Below are 23,709 nucleotides of genomic sequence, written 5' to 3'. Positions count from 1 at the left end.
GGCGAAATAGATATCAGGAGCGCCGCCGCCGCTGATCTTGGCAATAGCCGAGGGCCGTCCGTCGCAGGCGACTGCGGCGGATGAGGCTATCTCCGCCGTTGCTGTTGGCACGGATATCGCGAGCTTCAATCGGGCGCATACGCGTCCGGGTCGGGACTGCTGCTGGGCGACTTGAACGCGGCGCGTAAGGGGGCCGGCATCGGGTAGTTGAAGTTGATCCCGGTCGGCGGCACGGGTGACTCGAACCACTTCTTGTAGAGCGCCTCGATGGCGGGGCTCTGATAGAGCTCGGCCGTGACGCGATCGGCGATGGCCTTGAACGGCGCATCGTCCTTGCGCAGCATGATGCCGAAAGGTTCGGGCTTGGAGAATGCGTCGCTGCTGATCATGTACGCCGCCGGGTCCTTCGACCGCGCGATGGCGACCGCGAGCTGGACGTCATCGAGCACATAGGCCTGAGCCCGGTCGGTCTCCAGCATCAGGAACGCTTCGGCCTGGTCCTTGGCCGGCACGATGTTGATGCCGAGCTTGCGTTCGACATTGACCTTGTTCAGCTGTGCGATGTTGGTCGATCCAGCGATCGCGACGGCCGTCTTTCCCCTGAGGTCGTCGATCGTCTGGAGCGAGAGCGACTTCTTGGCCGCAAAGCGTGTGGCGCTGAGAAAGTGCGTATTGGCAAAGGTCACGAGTTTCTGGCGTTCGGCGTTGTTGGTAGTGGAGGCGCACAAGAGGTCGATCGTGCCATTCGTCATCAGCGGTATGCGATTGGATGACGTCACCGGAACGGTTTCGATCGTGAGGTTAGGAAGCCCAAGCTCCTTTTTGACCGCATCCGCGATCCGGGCGCAGATGTCGAGCGCGTAGCCCACCGGCTTCTGGTTGCCGTCGAGATAGCTGAACGGCACCGACGATTCCTGGAAGCCGATCGATATCCTGTTCGTCTCCTTGACCTTCTGGAGCGTGCCCGTCAGTTCCTCGGCGCCGGCGGCGTTTGCAGCGAGCGCTGCCGTCAGCAGAAGTCCCCAAATGCGCATCAAAGCCTCTCCTCGCAGCAATCCTCTTTGCGCGTGCAGCGTTGCACGCGCAGCGGCGATGCAGCCTCGCTGCGTCCGGCCTGGATGAAAAGGGATAAAACCGCCTTCTTTCTCATTCCTGGAGGTGATGGATCGCCGCGCCGGGCGTCGTCGCCGGGTTCACCTGCCCTGTCTAACCTTCGAGTTGACGGCCGAAATCGCAGGTCTGGCGCGCCAGATCCGCTACGGCGGCCGCGAAGGCCGAGGGTCTGTCGTTGCGATACATGGCCGCATAGGGCACGGCCGGCAGCGTCGGCTTGACCGGCAGGATGACCAGCTTCTTCTGCTCGAAGAGAGGACGAAAACAGCGTTGCGGAAGATAGCTGATGCCGAGGCCGGCCACGGCGAGCCCGACCAGCGCAGTCAGATTGTCGACCGAGATGGCGCGCTTGAAGGAGACGCCGTTGGCCGCGAGCCATTTGTTGACGAAGAGGCCGGAGCCCGAGCGACGGCCCTGCATCAGAATCGTATGATGACCAAGCTCGTCGAAATCGAGGCTCCGGCGCGTTCTGACCAGGCCGGGGCGCGCCGTCCACACGTTCTGCACTTCGGCAAGCCGCAGCGACGTCACCTCCGGGTCAGAGAAGACGTCCGGGATGACGACGAGATCGAGGCTGCCCTCGATCAGCCGATCGTAGAGGCTTCGGGAGGTTTCGACTTCAGGCTCGATCATCACCGCCGGATGGGCTTCGCGAATGGCCGAAACCAGACGCGGCAGCCATGTCAGCGCTGACAGCTCCGTCGCCCCAAGCCGCAGACGGCGCGCCGGTGACTGCCGGCCGTCCTTCAACTCCAGGATCTGGTCCTGCAACGCCAACATCTGTCGGCCAAGAGCAAGGATCTGCTCGCCACGTTCGGTCAGACGAGCCCCGCGCTGGCTGCGATCGAACAGCGGAACGCGCGCTGAGGCCTCGAGCTCCTGGATGCGCTTCGAGATCGCCGATTGCGTCGTGTTCAGCTTGGCTGCGGCGCGTTCGAACGTGCCGAGCTCCGCGATCCAGTTCAAAGCTTCTAGCTGCTTCAGGGTGACCATGTTCGCATTCAAAAAAGAGATGGATCGATATCTCCATTTATCGGTTTTCTGAATTCAAGACGAGTCCTACACCGCCGAGGCGGGGCGCCATCGAGCGACGCTCTGGACTGTGCAAGACGGGGAGCGAGAATGGGTGAGGGACAAGCGCAGCCTGGTGCGCCGATCGATGCGGCGGTCGTCGCCGCGTTCAAGAGCGTTTCCACGGCCGTGATCAGCGACAACCTTCAGCGGTTGCCTGGTGCAGCCAGTCTACGGCCATTCTATACGGGCTCGCCGATGGCCGGGATCGCGCTGACCGTGAATACGGCGCCGGGGGATAATCTCTTCATTCATCGCGCGCTCGATCTTATTACGCCTGGCGACGTCCTCGTCGTCAATGGCGGCGGCAACGAGACGCGGGCATTGGTCGGCGAGATCATCGCCGCCATCGCGAGGGAACGCGGCGCGGCCGGGATTGTCGTCGACGGTGCGATCAGGGATTCCGGCGTGCTGATGAATTCCGACTTCCCCGTGTTCGCGCGTGCGGTCAATCACCGTGGCCCCTACAAGAACGGTCCGGGTACGATCAACGTGCCGGTGTCGATTGGCGGCATGATCGTCACGCCAGGCGATATCGTGGTTGCCGACGCCGACGGAGTGGTCGCTTTCGCGCCGGCGATCGCATCCGAACTGCTCGAGTCCGCCCGCGCGCAGGAGCAGCGTGAAGCCGAAATCCTGGCGAGCATCCGCGCGGGGCGCTATGGCGGTGCCTACGCAAAATAGGCGTCTATTGCGGTCATCCGTACGAGCCTTGGCGGTATGCGGACCTCGTCCTTGTCGTCCCGGATGTCGTTTCGCTCATCCGGGCTACTTGCATGCCAACGGCACCCCGCTCAGCAATACCCATACACGCCGCAGGCATAAGGCAGGCGGAACATGTAGTTGGTGTAGCCTTCGCCGCCGTAATAGGGGCCCTGGTAGTCGTAGGAGAAGGCGCGGCCGTAATAGCCGGGCAGCTCCTGGCGGCCGAACAGCAGCGGCGTCGAGGGCCACATCGGGGAGATCAGCGAGTCCTGGTCCCTGACGACGACGACCGTCGGCGGCGGCGCTCTCACGGCGCGGCGGGCCTTGATGTGCACGATCTTGTCGTGGACGGCCGGCAGGTCGGCTGCGAGCACGACGCCGTTCGCCGCGATGGCCGCCAGCAGCATCATGATCACCAACGTTCGCATCCTGCTCTCCTCGACTTCTGTTCGGGTGGCGTCGGCGCTTCGCGATACATCCACCGCTGCTTTCACGCGGGTCCGGAAGGCGATTCCACGGGCGGCAGGATGAGCCGGGTATGGTTAACGAAATCCTTCCGGCATCCGACAGTTGGCTGCAATCATCCGTAGAAGGACGGGCATTTTCAGCTTTTGTTAAGTTCTGCGGGTGCAAGCTTACTGCTGCCGGCGATTTTGAAGGTCGGCCGAATGCAGCCCGGCCGCTGCGTCCGGGCGCGAAAATCTCTGCTGCATTTCATCAGAGTCTCAGACCAGAAGGTTTCGAGCATGTCGGTGATCATGTTTTCGGCGTCGGCGCGCCAAAATCTCCAATCACGGACCGGCTCAGTCAACGCTGAACTCGCTGCCATCGACGAGGGCGCCGCAGGACTGCAGGCGCTGTCGGCAAGCCGGCTGATCGCGGCCTCCGCGCTGCCACTGGCCGGCCAGATGCACGCGCGCCTGTTGCAGCTGATGAGATGATCACCTGGAGTTAACGAGGGCGCGGTCCGAGAAGCCGGCAACGGCCCGGCCGTGGGACGAAGGAGAGCGCGGAAGCCCAGGGGGCCGCCCGCGCTCTCTTTGTTTTCGGGGCCGCTTGCTGTCTCAGCCGTCAGTTACTCGTCATGCGCGGGCTTGTCCCGCCTGCGGGGCCGAAGCCCCTTCGGCGCGGCGACGGCCCGCGCAGCCACGTCGTCATTGCCGGGGCGAAGACGTGGATGGCCGGGACAAGCCCGGCCATGACGTGGTGAGAGATGCGCTCGTCACGCCGCACGCCGATGCGCGGCGCGATCCGTAGAGCGAAACGCGCCTTACGCGCTCAGCGCCTGCTCGAGGTCGGCGATCAGGTCTTCCTTGTCCTCGATGCCGACGGAGATGCGGACGATGTCGGGGCCGGCGCCGGCCTTGATCTTGGCGGCGTCGTCGAGCTGGCTGTGCGTGGTCGAGGCCGGGTGGATGACCAGCGAGCGGGTGTCGCCGACATTGGCGAGATGCGAGAACAGCTTCAGGTTCGACACCAGCTTGACGCCGGCGTCGTAGCCGCCCTTGAGCGAGAAGGTGAACACGGCGCCGGCGCCCTTCGGGCAGTATTTGCGCGCCAGCGTGTAATACTTGTCCTCGGGCAGGCCGGCGTAGTTCACCGAGGCCACGCCGGGATGCTTGCTGAGATATTCGGCGACGGCCTTGGCGTTGTCGCAATGCTTCTGCATGCGCAGCGGCAGGGTCTCGATGCCGGTCAGGATCATGAAGGCGTTGAACGGCGACAGCGCCGGTCCGAGATCACGCAAGCCCAGCACGCGGCAGGCGATGGCGAAGGCGAAATTGCCGAACGTCTCGTGGAGCCGGATGCCGTGATATTCGGGACGCGGCTGCGTCAGCATCGGATATTTGTCGCCGCTGCCGGCCCAGTCGAAGGTGCCGGCATCGACGATGACGCCGCCGATCGAGTTGCCGTGGCCGCCTAAGAACTTGGTCAGCGAGTGCAGCACGATGTCGGCGCCGTGATCGATCGGGCGGATCAGATAGGGCGAGGCCAGCGTGTTGTCGACGATCAGCGGCACGCCCGCCTTGCGCGCCACCTGCGCGACCGCCTCGATGTCGGTGATGGTGCCGCCGGGATTAGCGATCGACTCGATGAATACAGCCTTGGTGCGTGGGCTCACCGCCGCCTCGAAGCTCGCGACGTCATCGGTGTCGGCCCACACCACGTTCCAGCCAAAGCTCTTGAACGCATGCGTGAACTGGTTGATCGAGCCGCCATAGAGTTTTCGCGCGGCGATGAACTCGTCGCCGGGGGACAGCAACTGCTGCAGCGCCACGACCTGCGCGGCATGGCCAGAGGCCACGGCCAGCGCGGCGGTGCCGCCCTCGAGAGCTGCGACGCGCTCCTCGAGCACGGCGTTGGTGGGGTTGCCGATGCGGGTATAGATGTTGCCGAACGCCTGCAGCCCGAACAGCGAGGCGGCGTGGTCGGCATCGTTGAACACGAACGACGTGGTCTGATAGATCGGCGTCGCCCGCGCGCCGGTGGTGGGGTCAGGCTGGGCGCCGGCGTGAATGGCGAGGGTGGCAAATCCCGGGGCACGGTCGGTCATGATGTTTCCTCTTGGCTTGATCCCTCGCGCAGCGGCGCCGGCTGATGCAGGGATCGATGATGGGAGACGGTGTCAATAGCGCGCCGTCGTGCGCCTCCGCGTCATCCCGGCGGAGGACATTTGCCACCGGGCAAGATGCCGTCAAGGCTGGCGGCGATAATCAGTCGGATTTGAAATGCGTTGCTGTGTCGCGCCGTCGTCGCGACACGATCCTTTCGCAGATGCGTCAGGAGGGATCGCTTCTGTCCTTCGCGGCGCGGTCGGCCGCTGCCGTCGTGCCGCCGCCGACGCTGGTGCGGTTCAGCGACAGCCGCATGCCCTGGGTCGGGATCGGCGCGCGCTTGGCGCTGATGGTGCGCGAGTTGACACCCATCCAGGAGATCTCCGACGACAGCCGGCCATATTCGATCTTGGGGCAGCGGTTCATGACGACCTTCAGCCCAGCGGCCTCGGCCTTTTCGGCCGCCGCATCGTCACGCGCGCCGAGCTGCATCCAGATCACTTTCGGCAAAGGCGACAGCCTCAAGGCCTCGTCGACCACTGGCATGATGTGCTGCGAGCTGCGGAAGATGTCGACCATGTCGATGGGACGGCCGATGTCGGCGAGCGAGGCGACGAACGGCCGGCCCATCAGGCTCTTGCCGACATGGCCGGGATTGACCGGGATCATGTCGTAGCCGCGCTGCACCAGATATTTGAAGGCGAAGAAGCTCGGCCTGATCTCGGACGGCGAGGCGCCGACCATCGCGATCACCTTCACGCCGTTGAGGATGCCGCGGATGTAGTCGTCGGGATAGGTGTCGTGATTCATGGGGCACGTTTCTATTAGTTATATCGGGCATCGTCATTCCGGGGCGCCCGAAGGGCGAACCCGGAATCCCGAGCTGAGTTCAGCAATCTCGAGATTCCGGGTTCGATGCTTCGCATCGCCCCGGAATGACGAAGTTATTGATGCCGTCATTGCGAGGAGCCAACGGGTCCGCGCGAACGCGCGGCCCGATGACAGGCTCCGCGACGAAGCAATCCAGGGGCTCGGGTGGAACTCTGGATTGCGTCCGCCTTCGCCTTGCAGGCTTCGGCCGACACGCCGCTGCGCTCGCAATGACGGAGGAGAGAGCGGCGGGCGTCACTCATCCCGCCAGGTCGGAGTCCGCTTCTCGATGAAGGCGCCGATGCCTTCTTCCGCGTCGCGGGCGAGCATGTTCTGCGTCATCACCTCTGCCGCATAACGATAGGCGTCGGCAAGGCTCATCTCAGCCTGGCGGTAGAATGCTTCCTTGCCGAGCTTGATTGTATAGGCGGATTTGCGCGCGACTTGTTGTGCCAGCGCAATCGCCGTGTCGCGTTCCGTTCCGGCCGTGACCACGCGATTGATCAGGCCGATGTCGCGGGCACGCACAGCTGGAACCGGCTCGCCGGTCAGCAGCATCTCCATCGCCTGCTTGCGCGGCACGTTGCGCGACAGCGCCACCATCGGCGTCGAGCAGAACAGGCCGATGTCGACGCCGGGCGTCGCGAACGACGCGCGCTCGGAGGCGACGGCGAGATCGCAGCTCGCGACCAGCTGGCAGCCGGCTGCGGTGGCGATGCCCTGCACGGAGGCGACGACGGGTTTCGGCAGATGCACGATTCCCTGCATCATCGCGCTGCAGGCGTTCATCAGCTTGGCGAAGAAGGCGCGGCCGCGATCGGCATCGCTGCGACGGGCGGTGAGCTCCTTGAGGTCATGGCCGGCGCAGAACGCCGGGCCGTTGGCCGCGATCACCACGGCGCGCACGGCCTTGTCGGCACCGATCTCGGCCAGGGCTTGATGCAGCTCCGCGATCAGCGGCTCCGACAGGCTGTTACGCTGTGCCGGCCGGTTCAGCGTCAGCACGGCGACGGCGCCGGCCATCTCGCGCGCGAGGATCGGCACGTCGGCGGCATTGGCGGGGGCAGGGGCGGACATTGCGATTTCCGGTTGGCGATTTCCGTTTGGGCGCTGGATCGCGGCTAATGTAACAGAAGGCAACGCGACAGAGCAGGGGGAGACATGACGGCGAAGATGACCATCGCGGAACTCGAAACGTTCCTGCACGCGGAATTTCCCCAGGCCTTCCGCACTGGCGGCGACATCAGCATCGAGAGCGCCGACGGCCGGAGCTGCCGGATGCGCCAGCGCTTCAACGAGCGCATGCTGCGTCCCGGCGGCACGGTCTCCGGGCCCACCCTGATGGCGCTGGCCGACTTCGCGATGTACGTGGTGCTGCTGTCGGCGATCGGCCCGGTCGGGCTCGCGGTGACGACGAATCTCAACATCAACTTCCTGCGCAAGGGCGCGGCCGGCGCCGACGTGCTGGCCGAGGCGCGGCTGCTCAAGCTCGGCAAGCGGCTCGCGGTCGGCGAAGTCACGCTATTGTCAGGGGAATCGCCTGATCCGATCGCCCACGTCACGGCCACCTATTCCATTCCGAATGCGTGAGGTTTTCGAGGGTATTATTGCACCTTATTTATAAGCAATTGTTTTTGTTGCTATAATTTTGCTCGGATGGCGTTGACGAATGCGGGCGGCTTCTCTAGAAGCTGCGACCAGTTCGGCGCGTCACCCGCGCCGCAATCTCCCTGTCACGGATATCTCTCATGAAAACCTTTTCGGCAAAGCCGGCCGAGGTCCAGAAGAAGTGGGTCGTGATCGACGCCAAGGGTCTGGTCGTCGGCCGTCTCGCAACGCTGGTCGCCATGCGGCTGCGCGGCAAGCACCTCCCGATCTACACGCCGCACGTCGACTGCGGCGACAACGTCATCATCGTCAATGCCGCGCACGCCGTCCTGACCGGCCGCAAGCGCGAGCAGAAGGTGTACTACAAGCACACCGGCTATGTCGGTCACGTCAAGGAGCGCACCGCGCGCCAGATCCTCGAGGGTCGCTTCCCCGAGCGCGTGATCGAGAAGGCCATCGAGCGCATGATCCCGCGCGGGCCGCTGGGCCGCGTGCAGATGGGCAATCTGCGTGTTTATGGCGGACCCGATCATCCGCACGAGGCGCAGAACCCCGAGAAGATCGACATCGCCAAGTTGAACCGCAAGAACACGAGGGCCGCATAAGATGGCCGAAAGCATCCAGTCTCTCGATCAGCTGTCGCAGCTCAAGGGCGCCGTCACGGCTCCGGACGCTCCGAAGTATGAGAAGAAGGTCGACAAGTTCGGCCGCGCCTATGCCACCGGCAAGCGCAAGGACGCGGTCGCCCGCGTCTGGATCAAGCCGGGCTCCGGCAAGGTCACCGTCAACACCCGCGACATCGAGGTCTACTTCGCTCGTCCGGTGCTGCGCATGATGATCGAGCAGCCGATGGTCGTCGCCGCCCGCAAGGGCCAGTACGACGTGATCTGCACGGTCGCCGGCGGCGGCCTGTCCGGCCAGGCCGGTGCGGTCCGTCACGGCCTGTCCAAGGCGCTGACGAATTTCGAGCCGGAGCTGCGCGGCGTCCTCAAGAAGGGCGGCTTCCTGACCCGTGACTCGCGCGTCGTCGAGCGTAAGAAGTACGGCAAGGCCAAGGCCCGCCGCTCCTTCCAGTTCTCGAAGCGCTGATCTCTCGGGTTCCGGCTGCGGCCGGATCCCTTGCTCTCCAATACGAACGGGCGCCCTCGCGGGCGCCCGTTTTGTTTTGCGTGAGGCCTGTGCGGATCAGGCGCTGGCGCGGCGCGCCGTCAGCCATTGGTTCGGTGCCAGCGGCTTCGACACCACGCGGACCTCGCCGATGCTGCCGATGAAGCCGTCCGACGGTGCGCGATCCCACCAGCCGCAGCCGAGTGCCCAGGGCTGGCTCGCCGCAACGCTCGCGAGGCCGTTGCCGCCGATGACGCTGCGCACGACCGGCGCGCCCTCGATGTAGAGCACGGTCGAATTGTCCTTGGGATCGTTGACGATCGCGAGGTGGTACCAGGTGTTCAGCATGATCTCGCCGGACCAATCGGTCTGCGGCTGCTGGGTCGAACTCGACGGCACGATCTCCCACTGCACCTCGCGCAGGTTCGAGATCGCAAACAGGATCGGCGGCGATTCCGGGTCGCCGCCGGCATAGCCGGGCAGCCAGCCGCGGTTGCCGAAGCGGGTGAGGATGTTGCACCAGGCGTGGTCGCTGGCTTTCCAGTTCGGATCGATCTTGATGAAGGCTTCGACGGTATAGCCGGATGCGAACGTTGCCGCGTTGATCGGCGCGTTGGCCGCGGTCGTGAACCAGCTGAAGCGGCCGGCGCCCTGCTTGGTCGTGTTGAGGAACTGCATGCTGCCCGGCGCCGAGGACAGCCGATGCTTGTCGGCGGTGAAGGCGACGTCAGCCACTTGAGCTGCGCCCGTGAGCGAGGCGCGCTGCATCGGGTTGGCGGCGGTGAGGTCCGGCAGTGCAGTGCCGGCGGCCACCGCCTTGCCGATCGCCGACGAGGCGATCCGCCAATGCGCAACCGTCTCGGCGATCAGCGGATAGTCCTGCTCGTTCGCCGGCGGCACCACCACCGGCTCGGGCGCCTCGGTGTAGTTGGCGTAGAGATCCTGCTTGACGCGCGGCAGGATCGGCGTGCCGGCGAAGGCCGGCAGATGGCAGAAATTGGTGAAGCGGGCGAAGCGGCGGCGGAAGTCGATGGGAATGGTGAACTCGTGATTGTCCTCGGTCAGCCAGGCGCGGTCGAACTGCTTGAGGCTGTCCTTCGGCTTCGCGACCACCCACGGTGAGAACGAGGCGACGTCGATCTTGTTGCGGGTGAAGTCGAACTCGTAGAGCCGCATCAGGCCGTTGCCGCCCTGATAGGCCATCTGATAGTCGACCACCATCTGGTGGACCGGATTGTGGAAGTCGTTGATCTTCGTCAGCAGCGCGCCGCCATGATAGTGGCCGTTGAGGGTCATGAAGATCTGGTCGTTGCTGCGGATCAGCTTGTCCCAGAGATACTGGCCGTAGGCGACCTCGAGCGGACTCGTGCCGTCATTGGCGATGTTGAGCAACTGGTGATTGGCGAGGATGACCGGCAGCATCGGATGGCGCGCGATCATGCTGCGCGCCCAGGCGATGGCATCATCCGAGGCGCGCCAGGACAGCGACAGCACCATGAAGCTGACGCCGCAGGCGTGGAACACATGCGCCTCGTGCCAGCCGGTCGGATGGCGCTCCAGGAAGGTCCGCTGCTTCGCCGCGCGGCTGGTGGGAAACCATGTGAGATAAGGCTCGGACGCGCCGCGCTGCGCATCGGTGCCAGCGCTCTGGCTTGCCGCGCTTTCGAACTCCAGCGCCGACAGCACGTCGTGATTGCCGGCGAGCACCGAATAGGGCCGGCCGGCGTTCTCGAGCAGCTTCATCGCGGCGTCGGCGACCGCCCATTGCTGCGGATGCTTGGACTGGTCGACGACGTCGCCGAGATGGATCGTGAACGGGATGTGATACTTCGCGGCGTTGTCGACGATGAACTGCGTCTGCGCCGGATAGGGCGTGCTGCCATACTGGCGCTGATAGGCCTGGCCTTCCTCGGACGTCGCATAGCGCGAGTAGAACTGCGTATCGGGGAGGACGGCGAGCGCGAAACTGGTGGTGACGTGATGGTGGTGATGATGCATGCGCCAATGCGCGTGCGCCGCCTGGCCGGGCAGCAGGCTGGCGCCGAGGCCGAGCGCCGAAACACCCATCGCGTTGCGCAGCAGCGTGCGGCGGTCCACGCCCTGCATCGGCTCCGGACCGCGCGACGGATGATGGCCTGCGGCCGGCTTGTTGTTCGATGAATCGTCGTCGAAAGACATCCTCGTCCCCACCTCGAGCGGCGGATCGCGCCGCGGTCGGGACGTGTTAGGGAGAGATGATCTCAAATTTGAGAAGGTTTCTTATCGTTTCGATGAGTGTTCGCCGCAGGACGGGAAACCATTGATTCCGCACGCGAGGGGGCACAACTATCAATGAAGGGGTGTGTGCCGTGTGCAATCTGGGCGGGCGGTCGCGCGGATTGCCTCGGCATTTTTGAATCCTGTTTGCAGATTTCTTGCGCAGCAATTTGTTGACGAGTTGCGCCGGGCTTTTCGAGAAAACTTGGCATCCCAGGCAAACCTCTTTCCAACAAACCGCCCGCTAGGTTGATCGCGATAAGGCCGCGCTAACCCTGACTTCCCGCGCCGCCGCAGCAACCGAGGTGATCGATGGCGCTTGATAGCATGACGCTCGACATCGTAGCGACCATGGTCGCGGCGCTGCTTGGCGCCATGTTGCTCCATTTCGGTCGACAGGAGAACACGCCGGCGCTGCGCTGGTGGGGGGCGGCCTATATTCTCGGCGCCGTCGCGATCGCGCTGTGGACGCTGATCGGCGAGCTCTATGGTGAGGTGGTGTCGCTGTTCCTGAGCTCCATCGGTCTGATCGCCACCGCCATGGTGTGGAATGCCGCGCGCGTGTTCCACGGCAAGCCGCCGAGCGTGCTTGGGCTCGTGCTCGGCGCGACGGTCTGGATCGCCAGCGGCATGCTGCTCGATGCGTCGGCGCAGGCGCTGCGGCTGACGATCGGCGCCGCGATCGTCGTGATCTACGCCATGCTGACCGCGGCCGAGCTGTGGCAGGAGCGGCGGCGGACCTTGCACAAGCGCTGGCCGGCGCTGATCGTGCCGGTGATGCACGGCTTCGTCCTGATGCTGCCGATCCTGCTCGGCAACATGCTGCGCGATTCCGACGGCGCCTTCGCCGCGGCCTGGGTCACGATCTTTTCGATCGAGCTCGTGCTCTATGCGGTCGGCACCGTGTTCGTGATCTTCATGCTGGTGTCAGAGCGCATCGTCAGCGCCCACAAGCGCGCGGCGACCACCGACCCGCTGACGGGCCTGCTCAACCGCCGCGGCTTTGCCGAGTCCTCCGCGCAGCTCATCGAGCGCGAGGCGCGCGAGCAGCGCCCGGTCAGCGTGCTGATCTTCGACATCGATCATTTCAAGTCGATCAACGACCGCTTCGGCCACGCCGAGGGCGACGAGGTCCTGAAGCTGTTCGCAAACGTCGTGGTCAACAATCTGCGCCTCACCGATCTCTCGGGGCGGATCGGTGGCGAGGAGTTCGCAGCACTTTTGCCCTGTTCGATCGAAGAGGCCATGGTCGCCGCCGAGCGTGTCCGTGAGGCGTTCGCGGCCTCCGGCGTGGTGTGCGAGGACAAGCCGGTCGACACCACCGTCAGCATCGGTGTCGCCGGCGGGCCGGGCGGGACCGATCTCGACGTGCTGCTCGCGGCCGCCGATACCGCCCTCTACAAGGCCAAGCGTTCCGGGCGCAACCGGGTCGAAGCGTCGGCGGAGCTGCCACTGTCGCTCGACCGCTACCGCCGCCAGCGCGCCGCTGCCAGCCTGCCGCAGTCGGGACAGGCGGTGTTGTCCAGCTGAGGCGCGGCTTTCGCTCTCCCGAGGTCTGGGCTAGACAAGCGGCCCACACCAGGGGAGGCCGACAGAACATGATCACGGAAATCGCCCAGATCGACGTCAAGCCGGGCACGGAGAAGGATTTCGAGGCCGCGGTCGCGAAAGCACGCGCTGCTTTCGGCCGCTCCAAGGGCTTTCACGGCTTCGAGCTGCACAAATCGATCGAGAAGCCGCAGCGCTACCGCCTGATGGTGAAGTGGGAGACGCTCGAAAACCACACGGTCGATTTCCGCGGCTCGGAGAACTTCACCGAATGGCGCGGCCTAGTCGGGCAGTATTTTGCCAGTCCTCCGGATGTCGAGCACACCGAGACGGTGCTGACTTCGGCCGGCTGAGGCCGCGCCAGCGCTGCTCGCCGCGGAACACCATCATGACGCATGACGATCTGGTCGAAGCCTACGCTGCCGCCGGACGGCACTACCATGATCTTCGCCACGTCCGGGACTGCCTGGCCCAGCTCGATCGCGTCGCGGACCTCAGCGTCCGCGACCGCGAGATCCTGACCCTCGCGATCTGGTGGCACGACGTCGTGTATGATCCCACGCGCTCCGACAATGAGGAGCAGAGCGCCATCCTTGCCGAGCGTCACGTCGCGCCCGAGCTGCGCGACGAGGTCGGACGCCTGATCCGGCTGACCCGGACGCACGATGTCGCGCCCGGCGATCGGCTGGGCGCGCTGCTCGTCTCGATCGATCTCGCCATTCTCGGCACCGATGAGGCCGGCTACGACGCCTATGCGGATGCGATCCGGCGCGAATATGCGCACGTGCCGGACGACGCCTACCGCGCCGGGCGCGCGGCCGTGCTGGAGCGGTTCGCGGCGCGCCCCGTGATCTATCCGGATGCGGGCTTTGCCGCTGCCCTCGACCAGAAGGCGCGGGCCAACCTCGCGCGCGAGCTGAGCGATCTTCGATCATAGGCAGGATCAGCTCAGGCATTTCGAGCGGCCGCATCGCTGCGGCAATGCAGCCTGCGCAGCATCGCATGAGCGAATGTGGCTTGTCTTTTGCTGCGGCTCGACATGCAATGAGATGACATGCGCGTCGCCATGGCGTGCTCCTCATTTTCTGGAACTCCGTCATGCCGATCATCAACCGCGCCGCCGAGCTGGCGGAAGACGCCAAGGTCTGGCGCCGCGATTTCCACCAGCATCCCGAGCTGCTCTACGAGGTGCATCGGACGGCCGCGCGTGTCGCCGAGCTGCTGGCCTCGTTCGGTGTCGACGAGGTCGTCAGCGGTATCGGCAGGACCGGCGTCGTCGGCGTCATCCGCGGGCGCGAGCCGTCGCAGCGTGTGATCGGCCTGCGTGCCGACATGGACGCGCTGCCGCTGCAGGAGATCAGCGACATCCCGCACAAGTCCACCATTCCGGGCCGGATGCACGCCTGCGGCCATGACGGCCACACCGCGATGCTGCTGGGCGCGGCGCGCTATCTCGCCGAGACGCGCAACTTCGCCGGCACGGCCATCGTCATCTTTCAGCCGGCCGAGGAGGGCGGGGCCGGTGGCCGTGCCATGGTCGAGGACGGCCTGATGGAGCGCTTCGGCATCGAGGAGGTCTACGGCCTGCACAACGCGCCGGGTCTGCCGCTCGGGACTGTCGCGACGCGCACCGGCGCCGTGATGGCCGCCGCCGACACCTTCGAGGTGCGCCTGAAGGGCCTCGGCGGCCATGCCGCGCGGCCGAACAAATGCGTCGATCCGATCATCGCCGGCGCGCAGATCGTGACCGCGCTGCAGACGATCGTGGCGCGCAACGTCGATCCGGTCGAAAGCGCGGTGCTGTCGATCACGCGCTTTCACGCGGGGACGACCGCCGACAACATCATTCCGCAGACCGCAATCATCGGCGGCACCGTGCGCACGCTCGACGAGGACATCCGCCGTTTGATGGACGAGCGCTTCAAGGGCCTCGTGACGGCGCTCGCGAGCGGGATGGGCGTCGAGGCGGAGATCGACTATGAATGGGGCTATCCGGTCGTCATCAATCACGCGGAGCAGACCGCGTTCGCAGCCGACGTGGCGCGCAGCGTCGTCGGGCCGGAGCAGGTCATCACCGATATGCCGCCCCGGCTCGGCGGCGAGGATTTCGCCTACATGCTGCAGGCGCGGCCCGGCGCGTTCGTGTTCATGGGCATCGGCGAGGGGGCGGGCGTGCATCACCCGGAATATGATTTCAACGACGAGGTGATCCCGCACGGCATCAGCTATTGGGCCAAGCTGGTCGAGACCGCGATGCCGGCCGGCTGAGCGGGCCTCAGATCGCGGCCGCGGCGTCCTCGGTGCGGCGGTCGCTCTTGAAATAGTCGATCATGACCTTGGCGATCGCCATCAGCGGCAGCGCCAGGGTCAGGCCCCAGACGCCGAACACGATGCCGAGCAGGATCTGGAACGCAAACAGCGTGGCCGGCGGGATGTCCAGTGCCTGGCGCTGGATCAGCGGCGTCAGCACGTAGCTCTCCATCGCGTGCACGCCGAGGAACAGCACGAAGGCAGAGACGGCCGCGACCCAGCCCGAGGCGAGGCTCGCCAGCACCACGATGACGCCGGCGATGATGGCGCCGACGGTCGGAATGAACGCCAGCAGGCCGGCCTGGATGCCGAGGATGAACGAGCTCTGCACGCCGATGATGGCGAGGCCGATCCAGGTGACGAGGAACACGGCGAACATCGTCGTGATCTGGGCGATCAGCCAGCGTTCCAGCGTGTAGCTGATGCGGTCCACGATCACGGTGGCCTGGTCCCGGTACTTCGCCGGCGCCAGGAAAAGCAATCCGCTGCGGTAGACCGCCGGCTGGGCCGCGAAGGCCAATCCCAAGAACAGCACGATGAAGAAGTTGCCGACGGCGCTGACGGTGCCGAGCAGCAGCTTGAAGGTCTGGCTGACGATGGCGCCGCCGGAGGAGGCCAGCGCGCTCGGCGAGGGCAGGCCGCCCGGCAGGCCATGGGACGGCGTCTGTGTCGGTGTGGTCGAGCCGCCATCAGGCGCGGATGTGGCCGTGCTCGCGGCGTTGAAGTCGAAGAAGCTGGTGTCGATGCCGTTGCGGTCGAGGAAGCCCTTGATGTTGCCGAGCTGCGACTTGATCGTATCGCTCAGCACCTTGGCCTGGTCCGCGATGGTGGTGCCGCCGAGGAAGACGATGCCGACGAGCACGGCCGCGAGGGCCAAGCAGACGATGACGAGCCGCGCCGGATGCGGCCAGGGCAGCACGCGGCCGAGCAGGCTGGTCATCGCGTTGAGCGCGACGCCGAGCAGCATGCCCGCGAACAACAGGAAGATCGCAGCCGCGTAATACCAGGTGAAGGCCATGCCGGCCATGAACAGGGCTACCCCGATGCCGCCCACGGCAATGGCCCAGGCCAGGTCGCTGCGGGCCTGGAGGCGTGGGTCGGCGGGGGCGGTCATGAGGCATCCTCTGTGCTGATCGGCCCCCACACATTGGCGAAAACGGCTGGCGGATCAAGCGCAGGCTTGGGGAAGTGGGGCGCTGCAGGACGCTTGCGGGGGTGTCCGCAATTGGCATTGGGGACCCGCGTGGCCATATGTTGATCCTGCCGTGCGACGCAGGCATGATTTGTGCCTGCCGGACTGGCGGATGCGGCAGCCGAAGGCCGGACAAAAGGGAGAGAAACGAAAGCAATGAAACGTCCGGTGGTCGGCGTGATCGGCAACAGCCATCGCGTCGAGAACAGGTTCACCGTGCAGATGGTGGGCGAGCGCAACCTGAGCGCCGTGGCCGAGGTCGCGGGCGCGCTGCCGCTGATGTTTGCCGGCGTTCCCGAGATCACCGACATCGCCGCGCTGCTCGATGTCGTCGATGGCGTGGTGCTGACCGGCGCCCGCGCCAATGTGCATCCGACCCGCTTCAACACCGAGCCGAGCCTCAAGCACGAGCCCTACGACATCCACCGCGACGAGGTCGCGCTGCAGTTGTCGGAGGCCTGCGTCTCCAGAGGCATCCCGCTGTTTGGCATCTGCCGCGGCCTGCAGGAGATGAACGTCGCCTTCGGCGGCTCGCTGCATCCGGAGATCCGCGAGATTCCCGGCCGCATGAACCATCGCATGCCCCGGCTGGAGAACGGTGAGATCCATCCCGATCCGACCGTCATCTTCGCCGATCGCCACGAGGTCAAGCTGACGCCGGGCGGCGCCTTCGCCGGCATCCTCGGCTGCGACATTATCAAGGTCAATTCGCTGCATGGTCAAGGCATCCTGGAGCCGGGCAACCGCGTCGTGATCGAGGGCATCGCCGAGGACGGCACCATCGAGGCCATTCGCATCGCCGACGCGCCGAGCTTTGCGCTGGGCGTGCAATGGCACGCCGAATATGACCCGCAGAAGAACCCGATCAACCGCAAGCTATTCGAGGCGTTCGGGGCGGCGGTCAAGAAGCGCCATCTGTCATCCTGAAGGCCGGGACTGAACCGGATTTCCGGCGCGGCAGACGAAGCTGCAGAGACGCCTCATCGTGAGCTCGTCACAAGGAAGCCCGGATGCGCCACGTCCTGACTGCTGCAGCTCTGCTCCTCGCCGCTCCGGCCTTCGCCCAGACCGCGCTGCCCATTGAAGGACCGATCACCTGCACGCTGCCCGTGGCGGCGACGGACACCGTGAAGAGTCTCAAGCAGCGCTACGGCGATGAGGCCGTGTTTCAGGATCTCCCCGGCGCCGAAGGCGGGACCTATAAGGGTCTCGTGCTGTTTCCGCGGGCGCTGGACCGGCGCATCGAGGTCGCCTTCATCGACGACAAGATCGCGACGGTGTCCGGGCTGACCTTGCGCGACACGGCCAAGACCAGCCGCTGGAGCGTTGCGGGCATCACCATCGGCGCGAGCCTCGCCGCGGTCCAGAAGGCCAACGGCAAGCCGTTCGTCGTCTCAGGCTTCGGCTGGGATTATGGCGGCTTCGTCACCGACTTCAAGAACGGCGCGCTGGGACGCATCCTGCCGGGCGGCTGCTCGGTCACGGTGCGCTTCGGCAGGGACAAGGACCCACCGCGAGCGCTCTCGGGCGATGGCGTGAAGGTGTCGTCCGACAATCCGGCGCTCGTCAAATTCGCGCCCGTCGTCACGGAGATCGGCATCAATTTCGCCGCGAAGTGATGGCTTCATAGTCGCAGGATTGACCGGGATGAGCATGCGCCGAACGAGCTTGTTGTTGATGCTTCTGGCTGCGCCGGCATGGGCACAGACCGCGCCGCCTGCCGAGGGGCCGATCACCTGCACCTCGCCGGTGTCGGTCACGGACTCCGCCAAGAGCCTGATGCAGCGCTACGGCCAGGAGGCGGTGACTGACGACCAGTTGTTCACCGGGGTGGAGGACATCACTTATCAAGGCGTCGTGCTGTCGCCAAAAGCGCCGGACCGGCGTATCGAGATCGGCTTTGCTGACGAGACGATGCAGCGGGTGTCACGTCTCACCTTGATCGACTCCAAGACGAGTCACTGGAATGTTGCCGGCGTGACGCTCGGCTCGACCTTGGCCGAGGTGCAGAAGATCAATGGCAGGCCGTTTCTGATCCGCGAGTTCTTCACCGATGGTGGCGGCTTCGTTGTCGACTGGAAAGGCGGCACGCTGAGCCGTCCTTTGCCGGGTGGATGCTCCGTCAGCGTTCGCTTCGGCAGTGACGACCACGAGGGAAATCCGATCGGTGATCGCATCGCATCCGACAAGGCGGAGTTGCGCAAATGGGGACCGGTGGTCGAGCAGATCGTGGTGAGCTTTCCCGAGAAATAGCGGCTGAGTTGCGCCCTCGGGCCTCATGGTTCGAGACGGCGCGCGCACTTCTGTCGGATGATCTCATTGACTCACGGGCGCTCCTCACCACGAGGAGAAACCGCGGCCTTGCGCGCGACCTCCATCTCCTCATCCTTAAGGAGCTTGGCGATAGCCAAGCGTCTCGAAGGACGAGTCCCGTTGGATCATCGCAGATGAGCAGCCACCAACAAAAGGCGCCCGGTGAAGGGCGCTGGGGGCAGGGGTGGTGCGGCAAGATCTCCATCAGGAAAGCTTGCCGCATTTCTCGATAGCCACGACAACGCAGCGCTCGTCAATGGGCGCCGGTCGCAGGCGCGTCCGGCGGATTCTCCGAGAGTGGCCGTCTCCTACGGCCAAGCCCAATCCGTACAGCTCGTCCCGCGCGTGGCGAGAGCGCGGCTGCGATCAGGGCTTTGCGAGATGCCAGGCGTTGTTCAGGAAGCCGTCGCCTGTGATGTCGCCGGGCTTCTGATCCTTGGCGAAGGTGTAGAGCGGCTTGCCCTTGTAAGCCCACTGCCTGGAGCCGTCGTCCCGGGTGATGATGGTGTAGTTGGCGTCGGCCTTGTCGCTGGCTTCGGCTTTCAGGACCGGCCAGTTGGTCGCGCAGGGACCGTTGCAGGCTGATTTGCCGTCGACGTCCTTGTCGAACGTGTAGAGCGTCATGCCCTTGTTGTCGGTGAGGATGTCGCCCTTCGTGCTGCTGCCGCTCTTGGTTGGAGGCGCCGCGCTGGCGGACGAGATCGCCGCGAGTGAGATTGCGGCGGTCAGGAAGAGGCGCGAGATCGAAAGCTTGGTCATTCGAAATCTCCCAATGCATGTGGATCACAGGGATAGAAACTCATTCCGGCCCGATCTATTCCTTGCGCCTGTCCCTATTCGTCATTGGGCGGAATGTCGTACCGCCGTTCTGGCGCTCATGCCGGCCTTGGCATTCGCCAGCACGGCACTGCGACACCAACGAAAAGGGCGCCCCGCAAGGGGCGCCCTGGTGTCGTCATCCGCCGATCTTATCGGGCCTTAGCCCGAGTAGTACATGTCGAACTCGACCGGGTGCGGGGTCATTTCGAAGCGCTCGACCTCGGTCATCTTCAGCGCGATGTAGCTGTCGATGAAGTCGTCGTCGAACACGCCGCCGGCCTTCAGGAAGGCGCGGTCCTTGTCGAGGTTCTCGAGCGCCTCACGGAGCGAGCCGCAGACGGTCGGGATCTGCTTCAGCTCTTCCTTCGGCAGGTCGTAGAGGTCCTTGTCCATCGCCGGGCCCGGATCGAGCTTGTTCTTGATGCCGTCGAGGCCGGCCATCAGCATCGCGGCAAAGCCGAGATAGGGGTTGGCGAGCGGATCGGGGAAACGGACCTCGACGCGCTTGGCCTTCGGCGAGGAGGTGTAGGGGATGCGGCAGGACGCCGAGCGGTTGCGCGCGGAGTAGGCGAGCAGCACCGGCGCCTCATAGCCCGGGACTAGACGCTTGTAGGAGTTGGTCGACGGGTTGGTGAAGGCGTTGATGGCCTTGGCGTGCTTGATGATGCCGGCGATGTAGGACAGGCAGGTCTCCGACAGGTCGGAATATTTGTTGCCCGCGAACACCGGCTTGCCGTCCTTCCAGATCGACTGGTGGACGTGCATGCCCGAACCGTTGTCGCCATAGACCGGCTTCGGCATGAAGGTGGCGGTCTTGCCGTAGATGTGCGCGACCTGGTGGATGCAGTACTTGTAGATCTGCATCTGGTCGGCCATTAAGGTCAGCGTGTCGAACTTCATGCCGAGCTCGTGCTGGGCGGAAGCGACCTCGTGGTGGTGCTTCTCGACCTTGACGCCCATGCGGGCCATGGCGCCGAGCATCTCCGAGCGCATGTCCTGCACCGAGTCCTGCGGCGGCACCGGGAAGTAGCCGGCCTTGGTGCGGATGCGGTGGCCGAGATTGCCGCCTTCATACTCGGTGTCGGAATTGGTCGGCAGCTCCGAGGAGTCGAGGCGGAAGCCGGTGTTGTAGGGCGAGGAGCTGTAGCGGACGTCGTCGAACACGAAGAACTCGGCTTCGGGACCGACGAACACGCTGTCGCCCACGCCCATCGACTTCACCATCGCCTCGGCCTTCTTGGCGATGCCGCGGGGATCACGGTTGTACGGCTCGCCGGTGGTCGGCTCGAGCACGTCGCAGGTGATGATCATGGTCGTTTCGGCGAAGAACGGATCGATCGTCGCGGTGACCGGGTCGGGCATCAGGCACATGTCGGATTCATTGATCGCCTTCCAGCCGGCGATCGAGGAGCCGTCGAACATCGTGCCTTCGGCAAAAATGTCTTCGTCGATCATGCTGACGTCGAAGGTGACGTGCTGCCACTTGCCCCGCGGGTCGGTGAAGCGGAGGTCGACGTATTTGACGTCGTTGTCTTTGATTGCTTTCAAGACGTCCTTGGCGGTCTTCATGAATACCCCTCTTGGCTTATAACGTCACGGCCCGGCGCGGGACGGCGTCCGCGGGTCATGCTCCATAGCCTCGTGCGGGGGCCAAGACAACATCGGAAACGGCAAAACGGCCGCGTGCAAGCGCCTCGCAGAGGACACTTGAGCTGCCGTAGGGGCTGCTGGCGCAGCAAACGTTCCGTGCGGGGCCTGGAGCGGACGGTCCGTTCCAGGCCTGCGGTCGGGCTAGATCGCGTCCAGCCCGGATTCTCCGGTTCGGATGCGGATGGCTTCCTCGATGTTGGACACGAAGATCTTGCCGTCGCCGATGCGGCCGGTCTGGGCGGCGCGGCGGATCGCCTCGATCGCGCGCTCGACCAGGTCGTCGCCGATCACGATCTCGATCTTCACCTTGGGCAGGAAATCGACGATGTATTCGGCGCCCCGGTAGAGCTCGGCATGGCCTTTTTGCCGGCCGAAACCCTTCGCTTCGGTGACGGTGATGCCCTGAAGTCCCACTTCCTGAAGCGCCTCCTTCACCTCGTCGAGCTTGAACGGCTTGATGATGGCTTCGATCTTCTTCACTGAGCGCCTCCCGGGCATTCCGCTATAAACAACAGGTGGGTCATCGTCAGGCTGCGCGCACGCGCAGGTCGTTCGATCATTTCGTTACCGGGCCCGACACTCTCCGGCGGAGGCCCGGTGATTGACTGCCCGACTTGCCCCGTGCCGAAGTGGCTCCACAAAAGCAGGGTCTATGCCAAGTCGTTAACGGGCCCAAATCGAGCCGATAATCAGGCATTTCACGAGCACCCGACGATTCCCTCAAGGAACGTCTAGAATACCGGAGCCTTGAGATTAGGCAAACAGATCAAACGTTGTGCAGGTCTTGACGGCGGAGCCGGGCGCTGTCCGAAATGCCCAGGGAAAAGGCGACGTGCCGGGTTTCGTCGCGCCTTGCCAGATGTGCAGCGCCCTTGGAAGTTGCGGGCCGGCGCGGCAATAGGAAGCGCGGGATTCGCGCGCACCGGTTCCGAGGAACGGGGCGCCGACGTCCCCTGCGAGGCCATGGGGACGACATCAGGCCGCCGGCGCAAGACGGTGGCTGGAGACGAGAGCGGTTTATGGAAATCTTGACCACGAGCGAAATGGAGCGCGCCGACCGGCTGACGATCGCGGCCGGCACGCCGGGCTTTTCGCTGATGCTGAGTGCCGGACAGGCGGTGGCCGAGGCGGCCATGGACCTGGTCGAGACCGGGCCGATCGTGGTCGTGTGCGGGCCGGGCAACAATGGCGGCGACGGCTTCGTTGCCGCGGCCGAGCTCGCCGCGCAGGGCAGGGACGTGTCGGTCATCCTGATGTGCGAGCGCGACGCGCTGCATGGCGATGCGGCCTCCGCCGCCAAGGGCTGGAAGTTTCCGGTGCTGCCGTTCACGCCGCAGGCGATCGGCAAGCCGGCGCTGATCATCGACGCGCTATTCGGCGCCGGTCTCAGCCGGCCCGTCACCGGCGAGCCCCATGACGTCATCGCAGCGATCAACGGCAATGGCGCGCCGGTGCTCGCCGTCGACCTGCCGAGCGGCATCAACGGCACCACGGCTGCGGTGATGGGCATTGCGGTCCGCGCCACCGAGACGGTGACCTTCTTCCGCAAGAAGCCAGCGCACCTGCTGCTGCCGGGCCGCCAGCATTGCGGGCGCGTCCGGCTCGCCGACATCGGCATCGATCCCCAGGTGCTCGCTGAGATCAGGCCGCAGGCCTTCGAGAACGAACCCGAACTCTGGCAGGGCCGCTTTCCCGTGCCTGTTATCGACGGCCACAAATACGCGCGTGGCCATGTGCTCGCGATGTCTGGCGACGTCGCCGCGACAGGCGCGGCGCGGATGGCCGCGCGCGCCGCGTTGCGGGCCGGCGCCGGTCTGGTCACGCTGGCCTCGCCGCGCGATGCGCTCGCGGTCAATGCGGCGGCGCTGACGGCGGTGATGGTGCGCGCCGCCGACACCGCGATCGAGTTCGGCGAGCTGCTCGGCGACAAGCGTTACAACACCTGCATCATCGGGCCCGGAACGGGCGTCAATGAGCGCACGCGCGACCTCGTCTTCACCGCGCTGTCGGCGCAGCGTCATCTCGTGCTCGATGCAGACGCATTGACGAGCTTCGCCGATGCGCCGGAGCGGCTGTTCGAGCAGATCAGGGCGATGGCCGACGCGCAGATCGTGCTGACGCCGCACGAGGGCGAATTCCCGCGCCTGTTCTCGGATCTCAGCAACAAGCATCCCGGCCGCTCCAAGCTGGAGCGCGTGCGCGCGGCTGCCGCGCGCTGTGGCGCCGTGGTGCTGCTGAAGGGTGCCGACACGACAGTGGCCGCGCCCGACGGCCGCGCCGCGATCGCCGCCAATGCGCCGCCCTGGCTCGCCACCGCCGGCGCCGGCGACGTGCTCGCCGGCATCATCGCCGGAATGTTGGCGCAGGGCGTGCCGGCGTTCGAAGCCGCCACCATCGGCGTCTGGATGCATGGCGAGGCGGGCAACGAGGCGGGGCCGGGGCTGATCGCGGAGGATCTGACGGAGACCTTGCCTGCGGTGTTCCGGCGGCTGTTTGACCGGTTCGGCGTCGAGTATTGACGGCAAAGATTGTCATGCCCGCGGAGGCGGGCATCCAGTACTCCGCGGCCCATCGACGTGACAATCAGCGTCT

Annotated in this window: 24 protein-coding genes; 13 read left to right on the top strand and 11 right to left on the bottom strand. The window is 65.3% G+C overall.

Going from position 1 to position 23,709, the window contains the following annotated elements:
* Positions 1–125: 125 nt before the first annotated feature.
* Positions 126–1,034: an amino acid ABC transporter substrate-binding protein gene (locus QX126_RS07895; RefSeq protein WP_315738303.1), complete on the bottom strand. Its 909-nt coding sequence runs from the start codon at positions 1,032–1,034 to the stop codon at positions 126–128.
* A 172-nt stretch (positions 1,035–1,206) separates the two neighbouring features.
* Entirely contained in the window at positions 1,207–2,106 is a 900-nt protein-coding gene (locus QX126_RS07890) for a LysR family transcriptional regulator (RefSeq protein WP_315738302.1), read from the bottom strand.
* Between the two features lie 129 nt (positions 2,107–2,235).
* On the opposite strand from QX126_RS07890, the gene QX126_RS07885 reads away from it, so the two are divergent.
* Positions 2,236–2,868: an RraA family protein gene (locus QX126_RS07885; protein WP_315738301.1), complete on the top strand. Its 633-nt coding sequence runs from the start codon at positions 2,236–2,238 to the stop codon at positions 2,866–2,868.
* 110 nt (positions 2,869–2,978) lie between these two features.
* On the opposite strand, the gene QX126_RS07880 is transcribed toward QX126_RS07885, so the two are convergent.
* Entirely contained in the window at positions 2,979–3,317 is a 339-nt protein-coding gene (locus QX126_RS07880) for a hypothetical protein (RefSeq protein WP_315738300.1), read from the bottom strand.
* Positions 3,318–3,557: 240 nt separating this feature from the next.
* Here QX126_RS07880 and QX126_RS07875 point away from each other — a divergent pair, with 240 nt between their 5' ends.
* Positions 3,558–3,830, top strand: coding sequence for a hypothetical protein (locus QX126_RS07875; protein WP_315780279.1), 273 nt, complete (start codon positions 3,558–3,560; stop codon positions 3,828–3,830).
* Between the two features lie 329 nt (positions 3,831–4,159).
* Here the strand turns inward: QX126_RS07875 and QX126_RS07870 are convergent, their stop codons facing one another.
* From QX126_RS07870 to QX126_RS07860, 3 genes are all read right to left on the bottom strand, one after another.
* Positions 4,160–5,443: an O-acetylhomoserine aminocarboxypropyltransferase gene (locus QX126_RS07870; protein WP_315780277.1), complete on the bottom strand. Its 1,284-nt coding sequence runs from the start codon at positions 5,441–5,443 to the stop codon at positions 4,160–4,162.
* A 226-nt stretch (positions 5,444–5,669) separates the two neighbouring features.
* Positions 5,670–6,254, bottom strand: coding sequence for a CoA-binding protein (locus tag QX126_RS07865; RefSeq protein WP_315780275.1), 585 nt, complete (start codon positions 6,252–6,254; stop codon positions 5,670–5,672).
* A gap of 315 nt (positions 6,255–6,569) precedes the next feature.
* Complete coding sequence (locus QX126_RS07860; RefSeq protein WP_315780273.1) at positions 6,570–7,391, bottom strand: enoyl-CoA hydratase; 822 nt, start codon at positions 7,389–7,391, stop codon at positions 6,570–6,572.
* Positions 7,392–7,475: 84 nt separating this feature from the next.
* Here QX126_RS07860 and QX126_RS07855 point away from each other — a divergent pair, with 84 nt between their 5' ends.
* The 3 genes from QX126_RS07855 (at position 7,476) to rpsI (ending at position 9,011) form a co-directional block, all read left to right on the top strand.
* On the top strand, positions 7,476–7,904 hold the full coding sequence (locus tag QX126_RS07855; RefSeq protein ID WP_315775087.1) for a PaaI family thioesterase: 429 nt from the start codon (positions 7,476–7,478) through the stop codon (positions 7,902–7,904).
* Positions 7,905–8,062: 158 nt separating this feature from the next.
* Positions 8,063–8,527: a 50S ribosomal protein L13 gene (gene rplM, locus QX126_RS07850; RefSeq protein ID WP_315711511.1), complete on the top strand. Its 465-nt coding sequence runs from the start codon at positions 8,063–8,065 to the stop codon at positions 8,525–8,527.
* A 1-nt stretch (position 8,528) separates the two neighbouring features.
* The gene (gene rpsI / locus QX126_RS07845) at positions 8,529–9,011 is read left to right on the top strand and encodes a 30S ribosomal protein S9 (RefSeq protein ID WP_172109671.1); all 483 of its coding nucleotides are present in this window, start codon (positions 8,529–8,531) and stop codon (positions 9,009–9,011) included.
* Positions 9,012–9,107: 96 nt separating this feature from the next.
* On the opposite strand, the gene QX126_RS07840 is transcribed toward rpsI, so the two are convergent.
* Complete coding sequence (locus QX126_RS07840; protein ID WP_315780272.1) at positions 9,108–11,207, bottom strand: LamG-like jellyroll fold domain-containing protein; 2,100 nt, start codon at positions 11,205–11,207, stop codon at positions 9,108–9,110.
* A gap of 390 nt (positions 11,208–11,597) precedes the next feature.
* Between QX126_RS07840 and QX126_RS07835 the strand changes: the two genes are divergently transcribed.
* From QX126_RS07835 to QX126_RS07820, 4 genes are all read left to right on the top strand, one after another.
* On the top strand, positions 11,598–12,815 hold the full coding sequence (locus tag QX126_RS07835) for a GGDEF domain-containing protein (protein ID WP_315738293.1): 1,218 nt from the start codon (positions 11,598–11,600) through the stop codon (positions 12,813–12,815).
* A gap of 68 nt (positions 12,816–12,883) precedes the next feature.
* Positions 12,884–13,186, top strand: a complete 303-nt coding sequence (locus tag QX126_RS07830) for an antibiotic biosynthesis monooxygenase family protein (RefSeq protein WP_006611040.1) — start codon at positions 12,884–12,886, stop codon at positions 13,184–13,186.
* A 35-nt stretch (positions 13,187–13,221) separates the two neighbouring features.
* Entirely contained in the window at positions 13,222–13,770 is a 549-nt protein-coding gene (locus QX126_RS07825) for a phosphohydrolase (protein ID WP_315780270.1), read from the top strand.
* A gap of 161 nt (positions 13,771–13,931) precedes the next feature.
* On the top strand, positions 13,932–15,101 hold the full coding sequence (locus tag QX126_RS07820; RefSeq protein WP_315780268.1) for a M20 aminoacylase family protein: 1,170 nt from the start codon (positions 13,932–13,934) through the stop codon (positions 15,099–15,101).
* Between the two features lie 7 nt (positions 15,102–15,108).
* On the opposite strand, the gene QX126_RS07815 is transcribed toward QX126_RS07820, so the two are convergent.
* Positions 15,109–16,257 carry an AI-2E family transporter gene (locus tag QX126_RS07815; RefSeq protein WP_315738290.1) on the bottom strand — a complete coding sequence of 383 codons (1,149 nt, stop codon included), beginning with the start codon at positions 16,255–16,257 and terminating at the stop codon, positions 15,109–15,111.
* A gap of 234 nt (positions 16,258–16,491) precedes the next feature.
* On the opposite strand from QX126_RS07815, the gene QX126_RS07810 reads away from it, so the two are divergent.
* The 3 genes from QX126_RS07810 (at position 16,492) to QX126_RS07800 (ending at position 18,588) form a co-directional block, all read left to right on the top strand.
* Positions 16,492–17,262 (top strand): gamma-glutamyl-gamma-aminobutyrate hydrolase family protein, encoded by a 771-nt coding sequence (locus QX126_RS07810; protein WP_315780266.1) that lies wholly within the window; start codon positions 16,492–16,494, stop codon positions 17,260–17,262.
* 83 nt (positions 17,263–17,345) lie between these two features.
* A complete protein-coding gene (locus QX126_RS07805) occupies positions 17,346–17,954 on the top strand; it encodes a hypothetical protein (protein WP_315780264.1) in 609 nt (202 codons plus the stop codon).
* Positions 17,955–17,988: 34 nt separating this feature from the next.
* Entirely contained in the window at positions 17,989–18,588 is a 600-nt protein-coding gene (locus QX126_RS07800; protein ID WP_315780315.1) for a hypothetical protein, read from the top strand.
* 426 nt (positions 18,589–19,014) lie between these two features.
* On the opposite strand, the gene QX126_RS07795 is transcribed toward QX126_RS07800, so the two are convergent.
* The 3 genes from QX126_RS07795 to QX126_RS07785 all read right to left on the bottom strand — a co-directional run bounded on the left by QX126_RS07795 (position 19,015) and on the right by QX126_RS07785 (position 21,597).
* Positions 19,015–19,407 carry a hypothetical protein gene (locus QX126_RS07795; protein WP_315738287.1) on the bottom strand — a complete coding sequence of 131 codons (393 nt, stop codon included), beginning with the start codon at positions 19,405–19,407 and terminating at the stop codon, positions 19,015–19,017.
* Between the two features lie 219 nt (positions 19,408–19,626).
* Positions 19,627–21,036: a type I glutamate--ammonia ligase gene (gene glnA / locus QX126_RS07790; RefSeq protein ID WP_315738286.1), complete on the bottom strand. Its 1,410-nt coding sequence runs from the start codon at positions 21,034–21,036 to the stop codon at positions 19,627–19,629.
* Positions 21,037–21,258: 222 nt separating this feature from the next.
* On the bottom strand, positions 21,259–21,597 hold the full coding sequence (locus tag QX126_RS07785; protein ID WP_009027873.1) for a P-II family nitrogen regulator: 339 nt from the start codon (positions 21,595–21,597) through the stop codon (positions 21,259–21,261).
* Positions 21,598–22,136: 539 nt separating this feature from the next.
* Here QX126_RS07785 and QX126_RS07780 point away from each other — a divergent pair.
* Complete coding sequence (locus QX126_RS07780) at positions 22,137–23,636, top strand: NAD(P)H-hydrate dehydratase (RefSeq protein WP_315780262.1); 1,500 nt, start codon at positions 22,137–22,139, stop codon at positions 23,634–23,636.
* Positions 23,637–23,709: the final 73 nt, after the last annotated feature.

This window comes from Bradyrhizobium sp. SZCCHNPS1003, from assembly GCF_032381555.1.
In the GTDB taxonomy this organism is placed as follows: domain Bacteria; phylum Pseudomonadota; class Alphaproteobacteria; order Rhizobiales; family Xanthobacteraceae; genus Bradyrhizobium.
Note: the sequence above shows the minus strand (reverse complement) of the source record. Positions and strands in the feature narration are given on the sequence as shown.

What these genes read in the sequence shown, in the direction of transcription:
- QX126_RS07895 (WP_315738303.1), bottom strand. Translation starts at nt 1,034, where the DNA reads ATGCGCATTTGGGGACTTCTGCTGACGGCAGCGCTCGCTGCAAACGCC.
- QX126_RS07890 (WP_315738302.1), bottom strand. Translation starts at nt 2,106, where the DNA reads ATGGTCACCCTGAAGCAGCTAGAAGCTTTGAACTGGATCGCGGAGCTC.
- QX126_RS07885 (WP_315738301.1), top strand. Translation starts at nt 2,236, where the DNA reads ATGGGTGAGGGACAAGCGCAGCCTGGTGCGCCGATCGATGCGGCGGTC.
- QX126_RS07880 (WP_315738300.1), bottom strand. Translation starts at nt 3,317, where the DNA reads ATGCGAACGTTGGTGATCATGATGCTGCTGGCGGCCATCGCGGCGAAC.
- QX126_RS07875 (WP_315780279.1), top strand. Translation starts at nt 3,558, where the DNA reads ATGCAGCCCGGCCGCTGCGTCCGGGCGCGAAAATCTCTGCTGCATTTC.
- QX126_RS07870 (WP_315780277.1), bottom strand. Translation starts at nt 5,443, where the DNA reads ATGACCGACCGTGCCCCGGGATTTGCCACCCTCGCCATTCACGCCGGC.
- QX126_RS07865 (WP_315780275.1), bottom strand. Translation starts at nt 6,254, where the DNA reads ATGAATCACGACACCTATCCCGACGACTACATCCGCGGCATCCTCAAC.
- QX126_RS07860 (WP_315780273.1), bottom strand. Translation starts at nt 7,391, where the DNA reads ATGTCCGCCCCTGCCCCCGCCAATGCCGCCGACGTGCCGATCCTCGCG.
- QX126_RS07855 (WP_315775087.1), top strand. Translation starts at nt 7,476, where the DNA reads ATGACGGCGAAGATGACCATCGCGGAACTCGAAACGTTCCTGCACGCG.
- rplM (WP_315711511.1), top strand. Translation starts at nt 8,063, where the DNA reads ATGAAAACCTTTTCGGCAAAGCCGGCCGAGGTCCAGAAGAAGTGGGTC.
- rpsI (WP_172109671.1), top strand. Translation starts at nt 8,529, where the DNA reads ATGGCCGAAAGCATCCAGTCTCTCGATCAGCTGTCGCAGCTCAAGGGC.
- QX126_RS07840 (WP_315780272.1), bottom strand. Translation starts at nt 11,207, where the DNA reads ATGTCTTTCGACGACGATTCATCGAACAACAAGCCGGCCGCAGGCCAT.
- QX126_RS07835 (WP_315738293.1), top strand. Translation starts at nt 11,598, where the DNA reads ATGGCGCTTGATAGCATGACGCTCGACATCGTAGCGACCATGGTCGCG.
- QX126_RS07830 (WP_006611040.1), top strand. Translation starts at nt 12,884, where the DNA reads ATGATCACGGAAATCGCCCAGATCGACGTCAAGCCGGGCACGGAGAAG.
- QX126_RS07825 (WP_315780270.1), top strand. Translation starts at nt 13,222, where the DNA reads ATGACGCATGACGATCTGGTCGAAGCCTACGCTGCCGCCGGACGGCAC.
- QX126_RS07820 (WP_315780268.1), top strand. Translation starts at nt 13,932, where the DNA reads ATGCCGATCATCAACCGCGCCGCCGAGCTGGCGGAAGACGCCAAGGTC.
- QX126_RS07815 (WP_315738290.1), bottom strand. Translation starts at nt 16,257, where the DNA reads ATGACCGCCCCCGCCGACCCACGCCTCCAGGCCCGCAGCGACCTGGCC.
- QX126_RS07810 (WP_315780266.1), top strand. Translation starts at nt 16,492, where the DNA reads ATGAAACGTCCGGTGGTCGGCGTGATCGGCAACAGCCATCGCGTCGAG.
- QX126_RS07805 (WP_315780264.1), top strand. Translation starts at nt 17,346, where the DNA reads ATGCGCCACGTCCTGACTGCTGCAGCTCTGCTCCTCGCCGCTCCGGCC.
- QX126_RS07800 (WP_315780315.1), top strand. Translation starts at nt 17,989, where the DNA reads ATGCGCCGAACGAGCTTGTTGTTGATGCTTCTGGCTGCGCCGGCATGG.
- QX126_RS07795 (WP_315738287.1), bottom strand. Translation starts at nt 19,407, where the DNA reads ATGACCAAGCTTTCGATCTCGCGCCTCTTCCTGACCGCCGCAATCTCA.
- glnA (WP_315738286.1), bottom strand. Translation starts at nt 21,036, where the DNA reads ATGAAGACCGCCAAGGACGTCTTGAAAGCAATCAAAGACAACGACGTC.
- QX126_RS07780 (WP_315780262.1), top strand. Translation starts at nt 22,137, where the DNA reads ATGGAAATCTTGACCACGAGCGAAATGGAGCGCGCCGACCGGCTGACG.